15 protein-coding genes and 2 tRNA genes are annotated in these 19,515 nt (G+C 63.3%); 5 read left to right on the top strand and 12 right to left on the bottom strand.

Translation table 11 applies throughout. The annotated features are described in order from the left end of the window. Positions 1 to 42 precede the first annotated feature (42 nt). The 4 genes from ABFX23_RS05010 to ABFX23_RS04995 are packed head-to-tail and all read left to right on the top strand — an operon-like array spanning position 43 to position 6,973. The gene (locus ABFX23_RS05010; RefSeq protein WP_346032014.1) at positions 43 to 1,287 is read left to right on the top strand and encodes a putative DNA modification/repair radical SAM protein; all 1,245 of its coding nucleotides are present in this window, start codon (positions 43 to 45) and stop codon (positions 1,285 to 1,287) included. Further along, complete coding sequence (locus ABFX23_RS05005) at positions 1,284 to 2,717, top strand: UdgX family uracil-DNA binding protein (RefSeq protein ID WP_346032013.1); 1,434 nt, start codon at positions 1,284 to 1,286, stop codon at positions 2,715 to 2,717. Before ABFX23_RS05010 ends, ABFX23_RS05005 begins: the two co-directional genes overlap by 4 nt. A gap of 9 nt (positions 2,718 to 2,726) precedes the next feature. Continuing rightward, a complete protein-coding gene (locus tag ABFX23_RS05000; protein WP_346032012.1) occupies positions 2,727 to 6,245 on the top strand; it encodes an error-prone DNA polymerase in 3,519 nt (1,172 codons plus the stop codon). A gap of 2 nt (positions 6,246 to 6,247) precedes the next feature. Beyond that, positions 6,248 to 6,973 carry an extensin-like domain-containing protein gene (locus ABFX23_RS04995; RefSeq protein WP_346032011.1) on the top strand — a complete coding sequence of 242 codons (726 nt, stop codon included), beginning with the start codon at positions 6,248 to 6,250 and terminating at the stop codon, positions 6,971 to 6,973. A 79-nt stretch (positions 6,974 to 7,052) separates the two neighbouring features. On the opposite strand, the gene ABFX23_RS04990 is transcribed toward ABFX23_RS04995, so the two are convergent. The 12 genes from ABFX23_RS04990 to recJ all read right to left on the bottom strand — a co-directional run bounded on the left by ABFX23_RS04990 (position 7,053) and on the right by recJ (position 18,538). Then, positions 7,053 to 7,286, bottom strand: coding sequence for a hypothetical protein (locus tag ABFX23_RS04990; protein WP_346032010.1), 234 nt, complete (start codon positions 7,284 to 7,286; stop codon positions 7,053 to 7,055). Positions 7,287 to 7,522: 236 nt separating this feature from the next. After that, positions 7,523 to 8,212 carry a phosphate regulon transcriptional regulator PhoB gene (gene phoB, locus ABFX23_RS04985; RefSeq protein ID WP_346032009.1) on the bottom strand — a complete coding sequence of 230 codons (690 nt, stop codon included), beginning with the start codon at positions 8,210 to 8,212 and terminating at the stop codon, positions 7,523 to 7,525. A gap of 114 nt (positions 8,213 to 8,326) precedes the next feature. After that, the gene (gene phoU, locus ABFX23_RS04980; protein WP_205689509.1) at positions 8,327 to 8,995 is read right to left on the bottom strand and encodes a phosphate signaling complex protein PhoU; all 669 of its coding nucleotides are present in this window, start codon (positions 8,993 to 8,995) and stop codon (positions 8,327 to 8,329) included. Further along, complete coding sequence (gene pstB, locus ABFX23_RS04975; protein ID WP_346032551.1) at positions 8,995 to 9,741, bottom strand: phosphate ABC transporter ATP-binding protein PstB; 747 nt, start codon at positions 9,739 to 9,741, stop codon at positions 8,995 to 8,997. Before pstB ends, phoU begins: the two co-directional genes overlap by 1 nt. Positions 9,742 to 9,824: 83 nt before the next feature. Then, on the bottom strand, positions 9,825 to 11,084 hold the full coding sequence (gene pstA / locus ABFX23_RS04970; RefSeq protein ID WP_346032008.1) for a phosphate ABC transporter permease PstA: 1,260 nt from the start codon (positions 11,082 to 11,084) through the stop codon (positions 9,825 to 9,827). Further along, positions 11,077 to 12,462 (bottom strand): phosphate ABC transporter permease subunit PstC, encoded by a 1,386-nt coding sequence (pstC, locus tag ABFX23_RS04965; protein WP_346032007.1) that lies wholly within the window; start codon positions 12,460 to 12,462, stop codon positions 11,077 to 11,079. Before pstC ends, pstA begins: the two co-directional genes overlap by 8 nt. Before the next feature lie 17 nt (positions 12,463 to 12,479). After that, positions 12,480 to 13,520 carry a substrate-binding domain-containing protein gene (locus ABFX23_RS04960; protein WP_346032006.1) on the bottom strand — a complete coding sequence of 347 codons (1,041 nt, stop codon included), beginning with the start codon at positions 13,518 to 13,520 and terminating at the stop codon, positions 12,480 to 12,482. Positions 13,521 to 13,643: 123 nt separating this feature from the next. Next, a complete protein-coding gene (locus ABFX23_RS04955; RefSeq protein WP_346032005.1) occupies positions 13,644 to 15,047 on the bottom strand; it encodes a porin in 1,404 nt (467 codons plus the stop codon). Between the two features lie 152 nt (positions 15,048 to 15,199). After that, positions 15,200 to 16,387: a sensor histidine kinase gene (locus ABFX23_RS04950; protein ID WP_346032004.1), complete on the bottom strand. Its 1,188-nt coding sequence runs from the start codon at positions 16,385 to 16,387 to the stop codon at positions 15,200 to 15,202. A gap of 83 nt (positions 16,388 to 16,470) precedes the next feature. Next, a tRNA-Glu gene (locus ABFX23_RS04945) sits at positions 16,471 to 16,545 on the bottom strand. 56 nt (positions 16,546 to 16,601) lie between these two features. Further along, positions 16,602 to 16,676, bottom strand: a tRNA-Glu gene (locus ABFX23_RS04940). 80 nt (positions 16,677 to 16,756) lie between these two features. Next, positions 16,757 to 18,538 carry a single-stranded-DNA-specific exonuclease RecJ gene (recJ, locus tag ABFX23_RS04935; RefSeq protein ID WP_346032003.1) on the bottom strand — a complete coding sequence of 594 codons (1,782 nt, stop codon included), beginning with the start codon at positions 18,536 to 18,538 and terminating at the stop codon, positions 16,757 to 16,759. A gap of 276 nt (positions 18,539 to 18,814) precedes the next feature. Here recJ and ABFX23_RS04930 point away from each other — a divergent pair, with 276 nt between their 5' ends. After that, positions 18,815 to 19,495, top strand: coding sequence for a hypothetical protein (locus ABFX23_RS04930; RefSeq protein ID WP_346032002.1), 681 nt, complete (start codon positions 18,815 to 18,817; stop codon positions 19,493 to 19,495). Positions 19,496 to 19,515 lie beyond the last annotated feature (20 nt).

Here is a 19,515-nt window from a genome sequence, read left to right as displayed (position 1 = left end):
CAATGGCTTGGCGAATCGCGCACAAGAACATATAAGGAACAAATGGCCGCGCTCGAAACCATCCAGAAGCTGGAAATCCTTGCCGATGCAGCGAAATACGATGCCTCCTGCGCGTCGTCGGGAACGGCGAAGCGCAACTCCACGGGCGGCAAGGGTGTCGGTTCGACAGAAGGCATGGGCATCTGCCACGCCTACGCGCCCGATGGTCGGTGCATTTCGCTGCTGAAGATCCTGCTGACCAACCACTGCATCTTCGATTGCCACTACTGCATCAATCGCAAGAGTTCGAACGTGCGCCGCGCGAAGTTCACTCCGCGCGAAGTGGCGGACCTGACGCTCACCTTCTACCGCCGCAACTATATCGAGGGGCTGTTTCTCTCTTCCGGTATCATCAAGAGCTCCAACCACACGATGGAACTGCTGGTGGAAACCGCACGTATCCTGCGCGAGGAGCACGATTTTCGCGGCTACATCCACCTCAAGACCATTCCCGAAGCGGACCCGGAACTCGCGCACCAGGCGGGCCTCTATGCAGACCGCGTTTCCATAAACGTCGAACTGCCCACCGACACCGGGCTGACGCGCCTCGCGCCGGACAAGAATTCGCGCCAGATCGAAGGTGCAATGGGTGGCATGAAGATGGCGATCCGCCAGTCGAAGGACGAGCGCAAGCGGTTCAGGCACGCGCCGCGTTTCGCTCCGGGTGGCCAGTCGACACAGATGATCGTGGGTGCCGATGCCGCGACCGACAGCGATATCGTGGGCAAGGCCAGCCGCCTCTACGGCAATTTCAAGCTGCGCCGCGTCTATTACAGCGCCTTCTCACCCATTCCCGATGCCAGCGCAGTGCTTCCCCTGAAGCGCCCGCCTCTGATGCGTGAGCACCGGCTTTACCAGTCGGACTGGCTGATGCGCTTCTATGGCTTTGCTCCACAGGAAGTGATGCAGGCGACCGAGGCGGACGGGAATCTGCCGCTCGACATCGATCCCAAGCTGGCCTGGGCGCTGAAATTTCGCGGTCGTTTCCCGGTGGACGTAAATCGCGCGAGCCGCGAAGACCTGCTGCGTGTGCCGGGGCTGGGTACGCGGGCCGTGGGGCAGATCCTCGCCTCGCGCCGTCATCGCACCTTGCGGCTGGACGATGTGGCGAAGCTGACGGTGTCCGTGGCGAAAGTGCGTCCGTTCATCTGCACCGCCGACTGGCGGCCCACGCTGCTGACAGACCGGGCGGATTTGCGCAGCCTGCTTGCGCCCAGGCAGGAGCAACTGGAACTGTTCGCGGCATGACTGCGCTCCAGCACGTAAAGCTCGGCACCTATTACGTGGTGCACCTGCCCGAGCCGGACGACTTCGCCTTCTGGCGGGAGCGGGCGCGGCAGTTGATCCAGTGCGATGTGCCGCCCGACCGTGTCGCTTGGGTGGAGCCGGGCGGTAATGGCTCGCTGTTCAGTCACGGCGACAAGCGGCTGCCTGTGCCCGAGGACGACAAGCGCATCATTCGCGCCAGCAAGCGGTTCCTTTCGATTGCCAGGAATGTCGCTCATCATTCTGACCCAGAACGATTTTCCCTTCTTTATGCGATGCTGTGGCGTTTGCAGTCCAACCCGCGGCTGATGGAGGACAAGGCCGATAGCCAGGTGCGCCGGCTGGAGGACATGGACAAGGCCGTGCGCCGCGATGCACACAAGATGCATGCCTTCGTCCGCTTCCGCATGGTGGAGGACGAGGAGGGGAACGAGCATTACGTCGCCTGGTTCGAGCCCGATCATCACATCGTGCGGCGCGAGGCGGGCTTCTTCGTGCGCCGCTTTGCCAACATGCACTGGTCCATCCTGACGCCGAAGGGCTGCATCCACTGGGATGGTGAGACGCTGCGCGAAAGCGGACCTGCGCAGAAGTCCGACGCACCGCAGGGCGATCCGGCGGAGGACCTGTGGCGCAAGTATTACGCATCCATCTTCAACCCCGCGCGTTTGAAGATCGGGGCCATGCTGAAGGAAATGCCCCGCAAGTACTGGAAGAACATGCCCGAAGCCGCCCTGATTCCGGAGCTGGTGGCAGGCGCGCAGAAGCGGGAGAGCGAAATGGTGGATGCAGGCGCACTCGAGTTTGAGGACCGGCCCGAGACGCTGGAAGCGATCGACAAGGCCATCCACGCTTGCCGCAAATGCCCCATCGGCAATCTCGACAACCAGGCGGTGATGGGGGAGGGGCCGGACGATGCCGCTCTGATGATCGTGGGCGAGCAGCCCGGCGATCAGGAAGACCAGACCGGAAAGCCCTTCGTCGGCCCGGCGGGGCAAGTGCTTGATGCCGGGCTGGAGCAGGCCGGGATCGAGCGGCGCGAGGCCTATGTCACCAATGCGGTGAAGCATTTCAAATATGTCCAGCGCGGCAAGCGCCGTCTGCACCAGTCGCCCACCGCGAAGGAGATTGACGTGTGCCGCTGGTGGCACGAGGCCGAGCGCGCCATCGTGAAGCCCAAGGTGGTGCTGGCCCTTGGTGCCAGTGCAGCGCGCGCGATGCTGGGCAAGACGGTGAGCATTTCGAAAGTGCGCGGCGAGCCCATTGCGCTCGACGATGGCAGCGAGCTGTGGGTGACGGCACACCCGTCATACCTCCTGCGCCTCGATGGTGAGGCCAAGGCGGAGCAGGAACGTCTGTTCGCGGCCGATCTGGCGGCGGTGAAGGAGCGGCTCGCGGAACTGGCGCAGTGATAGCGTGACGTGCCCGACAGCGATCTCCTCCCCAAGCGCACGATCGAGCTCGACCCCGATCAGGTAGACGCACCGCCGTACGCGGCCTTCGTCGAACTCGGTCTCGTCAGTTGCTTCACATTCCTGCGCGGTGCGTCCGATGCAGTGGACCTAGTGCTGACTGCGCGCAGCCTCGGCTACGATGCCATCGGGATCGCCGATGCCAATTCGATGGCCGGCGTCGTGCGCGTGCACACGGAAGCGAAAACGCTGAAGATGCGGCCGGTGATCGGGTGCCGCATCGAAACCGTCGAGGGTCTTGCCTTCCTCGCCTATCCTAGAAACCGCGCTGCCTACGGGCGGCTCACCACGCTGATATCCGCAGGTCGCATGGCGACGCTGGACGGTGGGTGGCAGGACAAGGGCGTGTGCGAGATCAGTTTGCAGATGCTCGCCCGCCATGCCGAGGACGTACAACTGGTCCTCGTTCCCCCGCGCACTTTCGAGGAGAGCTTCACCGTGCCGGGCTGGGCCAGCAATGTCGTGGCGCTGGACGGCACGCTGCGCGAGGGCGCAGTGACGGGCACCCTGTCCGACATCCTGCCGCACCTTGTCGCCGGATTGTCTACGCTGCGCCACCTTGCGGCCAGCTACCTCTACATCGGTGACGATATTGCCCGGATCGACCGGCTCGATGCTCTGGCCCGCGCCAATGGCCTGTCGCTGCTGGCAACCAACGACGTGCACTACCACGCGCCAGAGCGCCGCCCGTTGCAGGACGTGATGACGGCCATCCGCCACAAGACCACCGTGGCGCGGGCCGGGCATCTGCTGCACGCCAATGCCGAACGGCACCTGAAAAGCCCGGAGCAGATGCAGATGCTGTTCGCGCGCTGGCCCCATGCCATCAGTGCTGCGCGCGAGGTGGCCGATGCCTGTGAATTCAGCCTCGATGAACTGAAATACGAATATCCGGAGGAGATTTATCCCGACGGCATGAACCCGCAGGCTCATCTGGAAAGCGAGACCTGGAAAGGCGCAAAACGTCGCTATCCCAGTGGTTTGCCAGACACGGTTAAGAAGACGCTTGAGCGAGAACTGGCGCTGATCGGCAAGTTGGACCTTGCCCGCTACTTCCTCACCATCAAGGATATCGTCGATTTCGCCCGCTCGGTCGATCCACCGATCCTGTGCCAAGGGCGCGGCAGCGCGGCGAACTCGGCGGTGTGCTACTGCCTCGAGATCACCTCCGTCGATCCGGCCAAGCACCAGCTTTTGTTCGACCGTTTCATCTCCGAAGAGCGCAAGGAGCCGCCCGATATCGACGTCGATTTCGAGCATGAGCGGCGCGAGGAGGTGATCCAGCACATCTACGAGAAGTATGGGCGCCACCGTGCCGGCCTTACTGCCACCGTCATCCACTATCGCCCGCGCATGGCCATCCGCGAAGTGGGCAAGGCCATGGGCCTGTCCGCGGATGTCACCAGCGCTCTGGCGCGTACCGTGTGGGGCGGGTGGGGCAAGGAGGTGAGCGAGAAGCACGCCGCCGAGACCGGCATGGACATCAACGATCCGCACTTACGCCGGGTTTTGAAGCTCACCGAGCAAATGGTTGGCATGCCACGGCATTTGTCGCAGCACGTGGGCGGTTTCATCCTGACCGACGGCCCTCTCACCGAAACCGTACCCATCGGCAATGGTGCCATGCCCGATCGCAGTTTCATCGAGTGGGACAAGGACGATATCGAGGCGCTCGGCATCCTGAAGGTCGACGTGCTGGCGCTGGGGATGCTCACCTGCATCAAGAAGTGCCTCGACCTGTTGGAGGATCATCATGACCGGGCGCTGTCTCTGGCCAGTGTGCCGCGCGAGGACCCGGAAACCTACGAGATGCTGCGCAAGGGGGATTCGCTCGGCGTGTTCCAGGTCGAAAGCCGGGCGCAGATGAACATGCTGCCGCGCCTGCGCCCGCGCGAGTTCTACGACCTGGTAATCCAGGTTGCCATTGTGCGGCCCGGCCCGATCCAGGGCGACATGGTGCATCCGTACCTCAAGCGCCGCCGGGGTGCCGAACAGGTGCAGATCCCCGCACCGTCACCCCAGCATGGCCCGCCTGACGAGCTATCCAGCATCCTGGAGCGGACGCTGGGCGTGCCGATCTTCCAGGAACAGGCGATGAAGATCGCGCTCGATGCGGCCAAGTTCTCCAGCGCCGAGGCGAACCGCCTGCGCAAGGCCATGGCCACTTTCCGCAGCCGGGGCATGGTGGATGAGCTTCAGGACATGATGGTGGAGCGCATGGTGACGCGCGGTTACGACCGCGACTTCGCCCAGCGCTGCTTCAACCAGATCCGCGGCTTTGGCGAATACGGCTTTCCCGAAAGCCATGCCGCCAGTTTCGCGCACCTCGTCTATGTTTCCAGCTGGCTGAAATGCCATTTCCCGGCCGCTTTCGCCTGCGGCCTGCTCAACTCCCAGCCGATGGGCTTCTACGCGCCCGCCCAGATCGTGCGCGATGCGAGGGAGCACGGCGTGCAAGTGCTGCCGGTGGATGTGAACCGCAGCGAATGGGACTGTACGCTGGAGGTGATCGGCAAGGCGGACGATGCGAAGGGCGGCCGCCTGGATCGGCACATCGCGCTCCGCCTGGGCCTGAGGCAGGTCGATGGCCTGCCCGAACACGTGGCGGCAGCGCTTGTCACCGCGCGCGCAGAGGGCGGTCTCTATGCCGATGTTGCCGAACTGCGAGACCGGGCGCGCATCCCTGTAGGCCATATCGAGCGCCTCGCCAGCGCCGATGCATTCGGCTCGCTGGACATGTCGCGCAGGCAGGCGCTGTGGGATGCGCGCAGCCTTGTCGGCGGCTCGGACCTGCCGTTGTTCGCCCATGCCGATGAGCGCGACGAGGGTGCCGAGCAGGGCCGGGCGATCCTGCCGAAGATGCCGCTGAGCGAAGAGGTGGTGGCCGATTACCAGACCACGCGGCTCAGCCTGAAGGCGCATCCCATGTCGTTCCTGCGCGCCAGCCTGGCAGAGCGCGGCTTCGTGCGCGCTTGCGACCTGCGAGCGCGCAAGTTCCGTTCGATGGTGAATGTTGCTGGTGTGGTGCTGATTCGCCAGCGCCCCGGCAGCGCGAAAGGCGTGTGCTTCATCACGCTGGAGGACGAGACGGGTGTCATCAATCTCGTGGTATGGCCTGACCTGAAGGAAAAGCAGCGCACCGTGGTGATGGGATCGCGGCTGATGGAAGTGCGCGGGAGGGTGGAATACGACGACGAGGTGATTCACGTCATCGCCCATCACATGACCGATGCGACACAGGAATTGCATCGCCTGTCGGACGACCTGCTCAACGCGCCCGTCGCTCGTGCGGACCATGTGAACAGCCCGCTACAGGGACGGCTCAACCCGCGGGACGACTTGCGCAGCGGCTCTGACGACCCGGCCAACCAGGCGATTCGCCCGCGCGATCTTATCGACCAGTTGCCCAATACCAGAAGCCATCCGCGAAATGTGCGGATCATTCCCAAGTCCCGCGACTTTCATTGAGGATGACGCGCAAACGCAAATGGCCCCGGCCTCCTACCGATGACCGGAAACTGGCCATTGCGCTGATCCTGCTGGCGCTGCTGCTGGGCGCGCGCGTCTTTCTGGCCGAGAATCCGCAGCACAACCCGTGGGCCCCGCTGGACCTGCGCGACGACCGTGGCTGGGCAACGCAGACAAAGCTCTCAGGTCTGCGCGGCGACCGGGAGGGTTGCAGGACTGTGCTGGATCGTAGCGAGGTTGCCTTTTCTACCTTGTCCGCGGCGGGCGAGGGGGAATGCCGCCGTGACGACCGACTGACGCTAGATACGATGCCATTTGCTCCGCGTTTTCCGGAGGTGACGTGCCCGGTCGCCGCTGGGATGGTGCTGTGGCTGGAAAAGGATGTGCAGGCGCTTGCCAAGGATATTCTCGGCAGCAGCGTCGAGCGTGTCGAGCAACTGGGTACTTACAGCTGTCGCCGGATGTATGGGGATGCCGATGCGGCGTGGAGCGAGCATGCAACCGGTAATGCAATCGACATTGCTGGCTTCCGCCTTTCCGATGGACGAACTGTCAGTGTGCTGGAGGACTGGGATAACGGCGGCGCCGAAGGCCGCTTCCTGGCGGCGGTGCGCGATGCTGCCTGCGACAGCTTCGGCACCGTCCTCTCACCCAATTACAACGCCGCCCATGCAGACCATTTCCATCTGGACCAGGGACGCAACCCTGCGATGGGTGCCTGCCGCTGATGGGTCTGCGCGACGTTTGCTGCAGACAACAAAAAACCCCCGCCGAAGCGAGGGTTCTTCGTATTCAGTGCGACGCTGATCAGGCGCTGACCGGCACGTCTTCGTCTTCGTTGTCTTCGATCAGAAGAACGATGCCAACGGCTGCAGCCGCAGCGAGGGCAACAACGAGGACCGTGCCAGCGCCACCTTCTTCACCGAACTCTTCGTCGTGGGTGACGGCAGCAGCATCACGCACCGTCGGCGCTGCAGCTGCGGTAAGGGTCGTACCGGCGATAAGGCCAGCGGCGATTGTGCTTGCAATAATCTTTTTCATTCTTTTCCCTCCTAAATCGGAGGCACTTTACTTGAGTATGCCTTACTCGGGTAACTCGTTATTGTGAAGCCGCATCAGCGCCTTTCGTTCCGGATTGAGCCTAATTTGCGACGAAGCGTTGCAAACGGGGCACATGAGGTCGTTCGAAAACAACCACTTCCATCACGAACCTGATATCCGAAGCGGCGCTGCAATGCAATATAGAGATACTTCCGTAAAAGCCCTCAGCCGAACCCCTATACTGGCTCCAGCGCATAGCCCGCCGAGCGTACGGTGCGAATCGGATCGCGCGTGTTTTCCAGCGAGATAGCCTTGCGCAGGCGCCGGATGTGGACGTCCACAGTGCGCTCTTCGATCTCGCTGCCGGTGCCCCAGACCGCATCCAGCAATTGGCCGCGAGAAAAAACGCGGCGCGGATGCTCCATGAAGAACTTGATAAGACGGTATTCGGTCGGCCCGATCTGCAGGGCCTTGCCGCGTCGCTCTACCCTGTGTGCAACGGGGTCAAGCTTCAGGTCGCCGGCCTCGATCGTTTCTCCGGCAAGGGCAGGGCGTACGCGCCGCAGCACGGCGGACACGCGTGCCAGCAATTCACGCGGCGAGAACGGCTTCGTCAGGTAATCGTCGGCGCCGGTTTCCAGGCCTCGGACTCTGTCGTCTTCCGCTTCGCGCGCTGTCAGCATGATAATTGGGACATGCGCGGTGGCCTTGTCGCGGCGCAGGCGGCGGCACACCTCGATGCCGGTGGTGCCTTCGATCATCCAGTCGAGGATCACCAGGTCCGGCGTATCCTCTGCTGCCATGATCAAGGCATCGTCGCCATCGGCCGTGACGCGAACATCGTAACCCTCGCTCTCGAAACGGTATTCGAGCAGTTCGGCAAGCGCAGTATCGTCTTCGACAAGCAACAGTTTCGGCGCGGACATTTTTTATCGGACCCCCTGGATCGCGGCATTGGATGTAATGCCGTCAGGGGCCTGATATTTCAATTCTGTGTCAGATTTGTTGCACGCACGCCGATAAGCGCCGTGATCGTGCAATTACCGCTCGATATCGTCCGGATAGGAACCGGTGGCGGAGTAATGCACCATCTCGGCCACGTTCGTCGCATGGTCCCCGATCCGCTCCAGATTACGGGCAATGAACAGCAATTGCGCCGCGCTGCTGATGGTGGCCGGGTTCTCCACCATGTGGCTGACCAGGTTGCGGAAAATGCTGTCGTAGAAGGCATCGACCTTGTCGTCGCGCTGGATAACCTCGCGCGCCATAACTGGATCGCGTGCGGCGTAGGCGGTGAGAACGTCGTGGACCATTTCGGCCGCCACTTCGCCCATGGCAGGCAGCAGGGTGAGCGGTTCGAACTTGGTGCGCCCCTCGATACGGCCCACGCGCTTGGCGATGTTCTTCGCATAGTCGCCGATGCGTTCCACCACGCCGCCGATCTTGAGTGCGGCCACGATCTCGCGAAGGTCGTCCGCCATCGGTGCGCGCAAGGCGAGCACGCGCACGGCCATGGCGTCCACTTCGGTTTCCAGCGCGTCGAGCTTGGCATCGCGCTCCACCACTTCGGCGGCGAGCGCTTCATCGCCGTTTACGAGCGCCTGGAGCGCCTGCTGGATGGCGACCTCGGCAAGCCCGCCCATCTCCGCGATCAGGCCGCGCAGGCGAGTGATGTCTTCATCGAATGCCTTTACTGTATGCTCGACCATCAGCCGTACCGTCCCGTGATGTAGTCCTGCGTGCGTTGTTCCGCAGGGTTAGTGAAAATGTCCGACGTGTGTCCATATTCCACCAGGTTCCCGAGGTGGAAAAAGGCCGTTCGCTGCGAAACGCGCGCGGCCTGCTGCATCGAGTGGGTGACGATCACGATACCATAACGACCGCGCAATTCGTCGATCAATTCCTCGATCTTGGCGGTGGCGATGGGATCCAGCGCCGAACACGGCTCGTCCATCAGGATAACTTCGGGATCGACCGCGATGGCGCGCGCGATGCACAGGCGCTGCTGCTGTCCGCCGGAAAGCGCCGTGCCCGAATCGCTGAGCCGGTCCTTGACCTCGTCCCAGAGGCCCGCGCGGCGCAGACTCTTCTCCACGATGTTGTCGAGATCGGGCTTCGCATCGGCGAGGCCATGGATCTTGGGACCGTAGGCGATGTTGTCGTAGATCGACTTGGGAAACGGGTTCGGCTTCTGGAAAACCATGCCGACGCGGGCGCGAAGCTGCACCACATCCATCCCGCTCGCGTAGATATCCTCGCCGTCCAGCTCGATCTTGCCGGTAACGCGGGCCGAGGGGATGGTGTCGTTCATGCGGTTGAGCGCGCGCAGGAACGTGGACTTGCCGCAGCCGGACGGGCCGATGAAGGCGGTCACGAACTCGGTGTAGACGTCGATATCGACGCTATCGATGGCCTTCTTCTGCCCGTAGTATACGTCCACATCGCGGGCGCGCATCTTCGGTTCGCCAGTCTCGACGTTCTCGTGCTCAAGCGACTTGTTCGCCTGATTTGCGAGGGGGCTGTCAGCTATGTCGGCCATCACCACTTCTTCTCGAATCGATTACGCAGGTAAATGGCCAGGCCATTCATCAGCAGGAGGAATATCAATAGCACGATGATCGCCGCGCTGGTGCGTTCCACGAAACCGCGGTCGATCTCGTCGGACCACAGGAAAATCTGCATCGGCAGGACCGTGGCATTGTCGGTAAAGCCCTCGGGCGGGCTGGCAACGAAAGCGCGCATGCCGATCAGCAGCAGCGGTGCGGTTTCGCCCAGTGCACGAGCCATGCCGATAATCGTGCCTGTCAGGATGCCGGGCAGGGCGAGCGGCAGCACGTGATGAAACACCACCTGCACCGGCGAGGCCCCGATGGCGAGCGCACCGTCGCGAATCGAGGGCGGCACGGCCTTGATGGCGTTGCGCCCGGCGATCACGATCACCGGCATCGTCATCAGCGCCAGCGTCATGCCGCCGATCAGCGGGGCGGAGCGATAGCTTGGGAACATCCACAGGAACACCGCGAGACCCAGGAGGCCGAAGATGATCGACGGTACTGCGGCCAGGTTGTTGATCGACACCTCGATCAGGTCGGTCCAGCGGTTCTTGGGCGCGTATTCCTCGAGATAGAGTGCTGCCAGGACGCCGATGGGAAAAGCCAGCAGAAGGGTGACGATCATCGTCAGGATCGAGCCCTTGAGTGCGCCCCAGATACCCACCAGCTGCGGGTCGGTGGCATCCGAACGCGACAGGAAGCCCGCGTCGAAATTGTCGGCAAGATGGCCTTCTTCGGCGAGTCGGCGTGCGAGAGGCTGGAGGTCTGCGCTACCGTCGCCTGCATAGGCGCTGGCCAGCGACTCGTCGGTCGGGAGCCAGAACTCCTGTTGTCCGCGCGCAAGGCTGGGGTCGGCCGCGATTTCCTGCGCGACCAGGCGCCAGGATTCGCTGTTCACATGTGCCGCGCCTTCTTCGCCCAGCGCCTGCTCCGCGCTGAAGATAATGATGTCGCGCATGCCCTGCCGTTCGAGCGACTGGACGACCGCACGTTCATCTTCCGCGTTGGCGGGGATCGTGACGGGCGCATTGGTGAAGTCCACCGGCACGCGCAGTTCCGTGCGCTGGAACCCGCCGATGCCGTTCATCGCCATGGTAACCAGCAGGAAGACCAGCACGGCGATCGAGAAGACGATCGCGCCAAGGCCAATCGCCTTGAAGCGCTTCTCCGCCGCATAGCGTTTCTTGAGGCGCGCTTCGAAAGCGGCCGTGCGCGTCGGGCGGACGTTGTGGGCCACGTCATTCATAAGCTTCGCGGAACCTCTTAACGATGCGCAGCGCGATGATGTTGAGAACCAGCGTCACCAGGAACAGCACGAAACCCAGCGCGAAAGCGGCAAGGGTAGAGGCCGAATCGAGGCTCGCTTCACCCGTCAGATTGGCCACGATCTGGTACGTCACCGTGGTCATGGCTTCCAGCGGGTTGGCGGAAAGGCGCGCGGTGGCGCTGGCAGCCATCACCACGATCATGGTTTCGCCGATGGCGCGGCTGATCGCCAGCATGATGCCCGCAACGATGCCGGGCAGGGCGGCAGGCACCAGCACGCGCTTGATCGTCTCGTTCTGGGTTGCACCCATGGCGAGGGAGCCGTCCTTCATCGCCTGCGGTACGGCGGCGATGGAGTCGTCAGCCATGGAGGAAACGAACGGAATGATCATCACGCCCATCACCAGACCCGCAGCCAGTGCGCTTTCGCTGGACGGGTTCTGCACCCCCAGCGACATGGCGATGTCGCGAATGGCAGGAGCAATGGTGAGCGCGGCGAAATAGCCGTAGACGACGGTCGGCACACCCGCGAGCACTTCCAGCGCGGGTTTCAGCCATGTGCGCACGCGCGGTGCGGCATATTGGTTGAGGTAGATCGCGCTCATCATGCCGAGCGGAATGGCGACGATCATGGCGATAACCACGCCGATGAAGAAGGTGCCCCAGAACAGCGGCACAGCGCCGTAGCGCTCCGGATCGGGGTTCGAACCGTCGGTCATCGGGTTGGGAGACCAGTTGACGCCGGTCAGGAAATCGATCGGATTGACCATGCCGAAGAAGCGCACGGTTTCGAACACCAGGCTGGCAACGATGCCGAGCGTGGTGAGAATTGCGACCAGCGAGGCAAGCAGCAGCACGCCGAGTACGGCGCGCTCGACACGGGTGTGGGCGCGAAAATCGGGCTTGAGGCGCAGGAACGCCCACGCGCCCCCGGCCAGTGCGATCAGGATCGTCACGACCAGGCCGATGATGTTGTAGCGGGTGAGCGCTTCGTCGAAAGGCTCGACCAGGGCCGCTGCTTCCGGATTGAAGACGCCGGGCGCGGCACCGGTGGCTACGGCGCGGGCTTCGGCGAGCATCGTCTCGCGCTGCATACCAAATGCAGGCAAGTCCGCAGCCGCCGGGCTCGCCAGAACGTGCTGGATGACCAGGTTATCCGCGATCTGCGCCCAGATCAGCGCGAACAGCAGGGTAGGGACAACGATCCACAGCGCGGCATACCACGCGTGGTAATTGGGCAGGGAGGCAATGCGCTTGCCCCCATTGGCGCGCCGGAACATCGCGGCGCGCGAACGGGCGACCAGCCAGCCGGCCAGCCCCAGTCCAAGGACTAATAGGATCAGGGTACTGGCCGACATGGGTCTAGGTTAAAGTCCTACTGAAGGTCAGATGCGGCGAGCGGGGTAAACTCGGTCGCGGCGGTGTTCTGGCGTGCCATAACGTCTTCAGGGTTCGGCACAAGCCCAACCTCGGCCAGCGGACCGCCCTCTCCCCAGGACTCGACCCAGGTTGCGATGAATTCGCGAAGCCCGGGAATGGCATCGAGGTGGGCGTTCTTCACGTAGATGAACAGCGGACGCGCGCCGACATAGTTGAAGCTGGCGATATTCTCGTAGGTCGGCTCCACGCCGTTCACGGTCAGGCCGTGGATACGGTCGAGGTTTTCCTCAAGGTAGGAGAAGCCGAACACGCCAATGGCATCTGCATTGCCTTCGATCTTCTGCACGATCAGGTTGTCCTGTTCGCCCTGCTCCACATAGGCGCCGTCGGTGCGTACTTCTGTGCAGATCGCCTCGAAGCGCTCTTCGTCCTGCTCTTCCAGCTCGGCCATGCCCGCACCGGCTTCGCAGCCCGGGACCAGCACCAGTTCGACCAGCGCATCGCGCGTGCCCGAGGTGGCGGGCGGGCCGTAGACGAGGATGGGCTTGTTCGGCAGCGAAGGATCGATGTCGCTCCACATCTCGGCGGTCTGCTCTTCCCCATAAGGATTGGCGGCAACCGCGCGGTAGACGATCTCAGGCGTCAGGTCGAAATCGATCCCGCCGTTGGCGGAAGCGAAAGCGATGCCATCCATGCCGACCTGGATCTCGGTGATGTTTTCCACACCATTGGCCTGGCAGGTCTCGAACTCGCCGGGCTTCATGCGGCGCGAGGCATTGACGATGTCGGGCGTGGATGCGCCGACGCCGGCGCAGAACAGGCCCATGCCGCCGCCGGTGCCGGTCGATTCGATCAGCGGGGAGGGATTGCCGGTGTTGCGGGTGAAGGCCTCTGCCACGCGGGTGGCGAAGGGATAGACGGTGGAAGAGCCAACGGCGTGCACGGAGTCGCGTGCTTCGCCACCGCCTGCGTTGTTACATGCAGCGAGTGCCAACAGGGCGAGAGCCGATGCGGCTGTACGGAGATTGAGTGTCATGATTATCCTCGTTTCGGTTCAGATGGCAGACCGCTAGGTCTAACGTATGACGACTTTGCGACAAACCGGCGTTCGGTTCGTGACCGAACGACATATTCGTCGCCAGGCTTTGCGGATGGTGTTCTAGAAGTCGATCTGCGCCCGCATCCCAAGCACATCGACGGAGTAATCACGGTCGCCCCCGGCTGCCGCGTGCACGGCATCGTTATAGTCGAGGCGACCATAGTTGATCAGGAACCGGGTGTAGTCGGTAGGCACCCACACGAGGCTCGCCATGTAGCCGTTCTGCGTTCCGCCGACGATGCCAGCACCGGTGTCGGTCAGGTCAAGGAAATCGTAGCGCAGGTTCAGCTGGAATGCACCCATGCCGCCTTCGTCCACCGGATTGGCGGGGCGGGTGCGGTTGAACGTGCCGCCCCGATAGCCGCGGCTGTCGCCGCTCGTCAGGAAAAGCCCCGCCTCGGCATATCCGCCGAAGAAATTGGCGTCTTCCATACCGGAAACCAGGTTGCTGCTCTGCCAGAAGCCTTCGGCAACGGCGTGGAACGGACCGGAAATGAACGCCGTTTCGACGCCGGCACCGAACTCGCTGGCGGCGGGCATGTTGCCGGTGTTGATGAAGCGTTCGCCGGTGAAGTGAACCAGCGGGCGCTGGCGGTAACGCACAGTGTCGCCTTCGGGCACGTCGGTGTAGTGGACGCTTGCGCCGAGGTGCAGCTGGTTTTCGCCGAATTCCGGCATGAAGACGACGCGGCCATCGGCGCTCATCGCCTTGCCCGGCAGGTCGCCGATATTGTCGGAGAACAGGCCGCCCTGGATCAGCACGGTGTCGCTTGGTTCCAGTTCGACCGAAACGCCGAGGCGACGCTCGAACCCGAAGGCATCGGTGAAAGCCGCGCGTTCGATGAAGGAGGACCAGCGGCTGCTGGTGAGTTCTTCCAGCGACTGGAAAGTGTTGTGCTGGCCGACATTCACCGTCAGCGGGCCGTCTTCGTAAGTCAGGATGGCGTCGGTAACTTCGACCTCGTTGCCGGCAACGTCGATCTCGAACTTGTAGCCGAAACCGCCTGGAATATCGCCTTCCACGCCAAGACGCGCACGGCGGATCTCGCTGTTGAAGCCGTCCTCGCGGCCAGTCGAATCGGGCGCGTTGAAGCTGCCTGCATCGATGTTGAGTCGGCCGCGCGGCTTGAACGACCAGCCGCCTTCACCCTCGATCTCGGGCGCTCCTGCCCAGCTGATCTCGACCGGCGCACCGGAAGTCACGCTGGGGGCAGGGCGCGCGGCGGCGGTTTCCTCGATCGCGGCGACTTGCGCTGCCATTGCGGCCTGTTGGGCAACCGATTCGGCCTGCTGCGCTTCGGTCTGCGCCTGCTCCGCTTCGAGTTCTGCCACGCGCTGATTCAGCCGGGCAACCTCTGCGGCGAGAGCGGCAACCTGCTGTTCCAGCGAGGTTTCCTGCGCAAGGGCAGTACCCGGAGTCAGTGCGGTCCCGGCGAGCAGGGCGACTGCGACAAGCTTTTTCATGTCAATCTGGTTTCACTTTTGTTGCGAAGTTGTGTGCCCGCTATGACTGCATTGTGACGCCTTTGTTACAAAGGGCACAAAGGCCCCTTCGCCTTGGGGAAAAGCTGTCGATAAATGCGATTCGCCGAAGCGTGGCCGCCTCGCGGGGAAGCTTACTGCTCTTCGAGAACGAGCGGGAGGCGCACTGTCACTGTGGTGCCATCACCCAACCTGGACTCGATATCCAGCCTGCCGCGGTGGCGTTCGACGATGTGCTTGCAAATCGCAAGGCCAAGCCCTGTACCGCCCTGTGCACGGCTACGCCCGGGATCGGTGCGATAGAAGCGGCGCGTGAGGTGGGGCAGGTGTTCGGGGCCGATGCCCTCGCCATGATCGCGCACGGTCAGCACCGCCATGTCGCGCTCTCCGCGTCTCAGGACAACTTCCACCGGCTCGCTTTCGCCGCCGTATTTCAGGGCATTGTCGACGAGGTTGCGCACGAGCTGTTCGAGCTGGCGATGGTCGCCGCGCACTTGCAGGCTGGCATCCGCGATGTCGAACTGCACGCGATCGAATCGCTCATGCCCCGCGCCGTCGCGCGAGGCCTGCTGGACCAGCGGGGCGAGGGCGAGCGGTTCGCGTGGCGTATCGTGCTTCTCGGCTTCGACCCGGCTCAGCGACATCAGGTCATCGACCAGCGTTTGCAGGCGCCGTGCCTCACGCAATACGGTGGAGTAGAACTTGCTGGCCTGCTTTGGATCGATGTCCTCGCCTTCGTCCTCCAGCGTTTCCATGTAACCGATGATGGAGGCAAGCGGTGTGCGCAGCTCGTGGCTGGCATTGGCGACGAAATCGGTGTGCGCGCGGCTGACATCGGCTTCCGATGTCCGGTTGATCAGCTCGATCAGCGAATAACGCTCGTCGATTTTCTGGCGTGTCATCTGCCAGTTGCTGCGCGGCCCGGTGAGACCCTGCACGGTGATACTCCCGCCTTCCGGCCTGGAAAGCAGGTCAACCGCGGCCGGGTGTCGCAGGGCAACGCGCGCATCCTGTCCGAGGATATGCTTGCCGATCGCCTCGCGCGCATGGGCATTGGCGATGACGATGCGGTTGCGGTCGACCAGTAGCAGAGGCAGGCCGGAATGCTCGATCAGGTCACGCATTCCCGAACGGGTGATGTTGAGCGATTCCTGTGCGGATTCGCGCGCCTCTGGCGGGGGCGGGTTCACCAGCCAGAACGAAAGGATCCACACACCGACAAAGGCCAGCGAAACCCCTATACCGGCACCCGAAAATATCAGCACGCCGCCGCAAACGACGGCCAGCATGATCGCGGCAACGGGTATGCGTGACGCCTGCATGGCAGGCCTAATGGGGGAGTTTTGTGACAGTTTCCACCGCTAAGGTGAAATGATCCACGCCACGGTGCAAGGCAGCGTTGTGGTGGTGACCCCTACGGGAATCGAACCCGTGTTTCAGCCGTGAAAGGGCCGCGTCCTAACCGCTAGACGAAGGGGCCAAGCCGATGCTTCGGCCAGTTTAGCGGCGCGAAATGTCGGGATAGCATTCCATCGCTGGTGACCCCTACGGGAATCGAACCCGTGTTTCAGCCGTGAAAGGGCCGCGTCCTAACCGCTAGACGAAGGGGCCACGTGCGATGGAGCGGCGCAATTAGGGGGATGGGCGCGCGTGGTCAAGCCCCACTTTCAACAATCTCGCGAACGCCCGCCTCAGTCGGCCCAGGCGGCGTCTTCCAGGTGCAGTTCCGCCGCCGGCCGGGCACCCCAGTCGTCGATCTTCGCCCGGCCCGCCAGCCATAGCCTCCGACCCCTCGCGCCGTGCAGGATCGACTGCCCCATTTCGCTGTTCGCGGCCTGGAATGCGATGGCCTTGAAGCTGCGTCCGTCTTGCCCGGCGGCAATGATGCGCAGGTGATCGTTGCCCACCACGTCGGCCTTGACGATGTGCACCGGCCCCACGGCCACGCGAGGCCCTGGCCAGCCAACGCCGTAGGGGCCTGCGCCTTCGAGGGTCTCCACCAGGTCCGGTGTCAGCCCGCCCGGCGCGATGGATATGTCGAGCAGCATCGTCTGTTCTGCGCTGGCCCTGGCGACCTTGTCAGCCAGTTTCTCGTCCAGCCATTCGGAGAAGGCTTCAAGTTGTTCGGCTTCGACGGTCAATCCTGCGGCCATGGCATGGCCGCCGCCGGCCACTAGCAGACCCGCCTGGCGCGCGGCGATGATCGCAGCGCCAAGGTCCACTCCGGGGATCGAGCGGCCCGAGCCCTTGCCCTGGCCGCTTTCCGCATCCAGCGCGATGGCAAGGCTGGGCTTGCCGGTCTTTTCCTTGATCCGTCCCGCGACGATGCCAATCACACCGGGGTGCCACCCCTTCCCCGCGACGCAGATCACGGCGCGGTTGGGCTGCGCGGCAAGCTGGGCCTCCGCCTCTTCCTGCACCGCCGCCTCGATAGCGCGGCGCTCCTCGTTCAGTTGCGAGAGCTGCGCGGCGATCTCGCGCGCTTCGTCGGGGTCCTCCGTGGTGAGAAGGCGCACGCCGAGCGTCGCCTCACCCACGCGCCCCCCGGCATTGATGCGAGGGCCCAGGGCAAAGCCGCAATCGCTGCACTTGGGCGCGGCTTTCAGGCGGCTAGCATCGATCAGAGCAGCCATGCCGGTGTTGGCGCGCTTGCCCATCACTTTCAGGCCCTGGGCGACGAATGCGCGGTTGAGCCCGCGAATGGCGGCAACGTCTGCCACGGTGCCCAGGGCCACCAGGTCCAGCAGCGCCATCAGGTTCGGTTCAGGACGATCCTTGAAATAGTCGCGTTCGCGCAGCGTACGCACGACGGCAACGGCCAGGAGAAAGGCGACGCCCACCGCGGCAAGGTGCCCGTGCGAGGCCGCGAGGTCGTTCTCGTCGAGGCGGTTCGGATTGACCAGCGCGTAGGTCCGCGGAAGGTCGGGCGAGCACTTGTGGTGATCCACCACGATCACGTCGATCCCGGCCTCATGCGCCATGCCCAGCGCCTCGTGCGCCATGGCACCGCAGTCCACCGTGACGATCAGGCTGGAGCCGTCCTGTCCGATCTTCAGCAGCGCCTCGCCACTCGGGCCGTAGCCTTCAAGGAGACGGTCGGGGATGTAGTGCCGCGCATCGTGCCCCAGCATGCGCAGCAGCCGGATCATCAACGCGGAGCTGGTAGCACCATCTACGTCATAATCGCCGTATATCGTCACGGTCTCTTGCGAGATAACGGCGTCGGCAATGCGTTCGGCCGCACGCTCCATATCGCTGAACTGGGAGGGATCAGGCAGGAAATCACGCAGCGAAGGCTGGCGATGCCGGTCGAGGTCATCAGGAGAGACCCCGCGGGAAAGCAGCAACTGTGTGGTGATGTCATTGCCTAGCGCATGGACATCGCCATCCACCTGCATATTGCCGCCGCGCCATTGCCAGCTCTTGCCGGAAAGGGAGCGTTCGACACCGAGAATCGCAGATCGTGTGGCCATTGCGCCGATCTAGCCTGTTTGGCAGTCCTCTCCAATCTGGAGGCTATCGAACTCGACAGCAATATCATTCACGGCGATATCTGCGTTCTGAGATTAGTGAGCAATTCCGGGACGTTGCCTTGCCGGGACTCGACCTGAAAAGCTTTTGCCGTAAAAAATGCCAGCAGGACCAGTGGGGTAAAGACGATAGCAAGCGCCGAACGCCTTGATCAGGACAAGACCGATTCGGCAGTCTCGCTGCTATTTGCGCCCGGAGCACGTCCGCGCGCCGCTGACGTGCGCCGCCTGGCCGACACCGATGGACAGTTCTCGATCAGCTTCGATCCCGCTGGCGAGGGCGGACAGGAGGAGGGCTGGCTGGAATTGCTGGCCAACGGCCTGACATTCGATTGCACCGGCCTTGCCCCGCAAGTGGGCAGCGAAGTTCCCGAGCTTGCCCATTCCTATGCCGTCTCGCAGGATTTCAATGCGGCGGAGCGGCAGGCAATACTTATTCGTCCCGGGCCCCACCTTTCCGCGGGCGGAACGATGTTCCCCGTCGTGCGAACGCTGGCGATGATCGCGGCGAGCCTTGCCGCGCTGGAGGGCGTGCAAGCGGTTGTGTGGCATCCCGCGCGCTCAGCCATCGAAGCTGGGTATTTCCGGCGCAGCGTGATGCGCTGGATTGAGGGAGGCGCTTTCCCCGCCCTCGGTCTTACAGCGCTGGCCAGCGACGGTAACGGCGGCCTCACGAGCGAGGGGCTGTCGCTGTTCACCGGGCAGGAGCTTTACCTGCGACCTGAAGTGGCAAGCGACACGGGCGAGGGGGCGAAAATCGCGTTGCGCCTGATCGACTGGCTGGTTGAAAATGGCCGGATAACCGAAAGTTTGGCGTTCACCGGGCCATCAGGCGAAACATTACGACTTGAACCTGTGGATAACCTCGGCATTGTCGAGGTGTGGAGAGGGTCGCACTAAACCACCTTGCCCGGCGGGCA

The sequence above is a fragment of the Erythrobacter westpacificensis genome (assembly GCF_039542285.1).
Lineage (GTDB): Bacteria > Pseudomonadota > Alphaproteobacteria > Sphingomonadales > Sphingomonadaceae > Alteraurantiacibacter > Alteraurantiacibacter westpacificensis.
The sequence above is the reverse complement of the archived record's forward strand: the minus strand, read 5'-3'. Positions and strand labels throughout refer to the sequence as shown.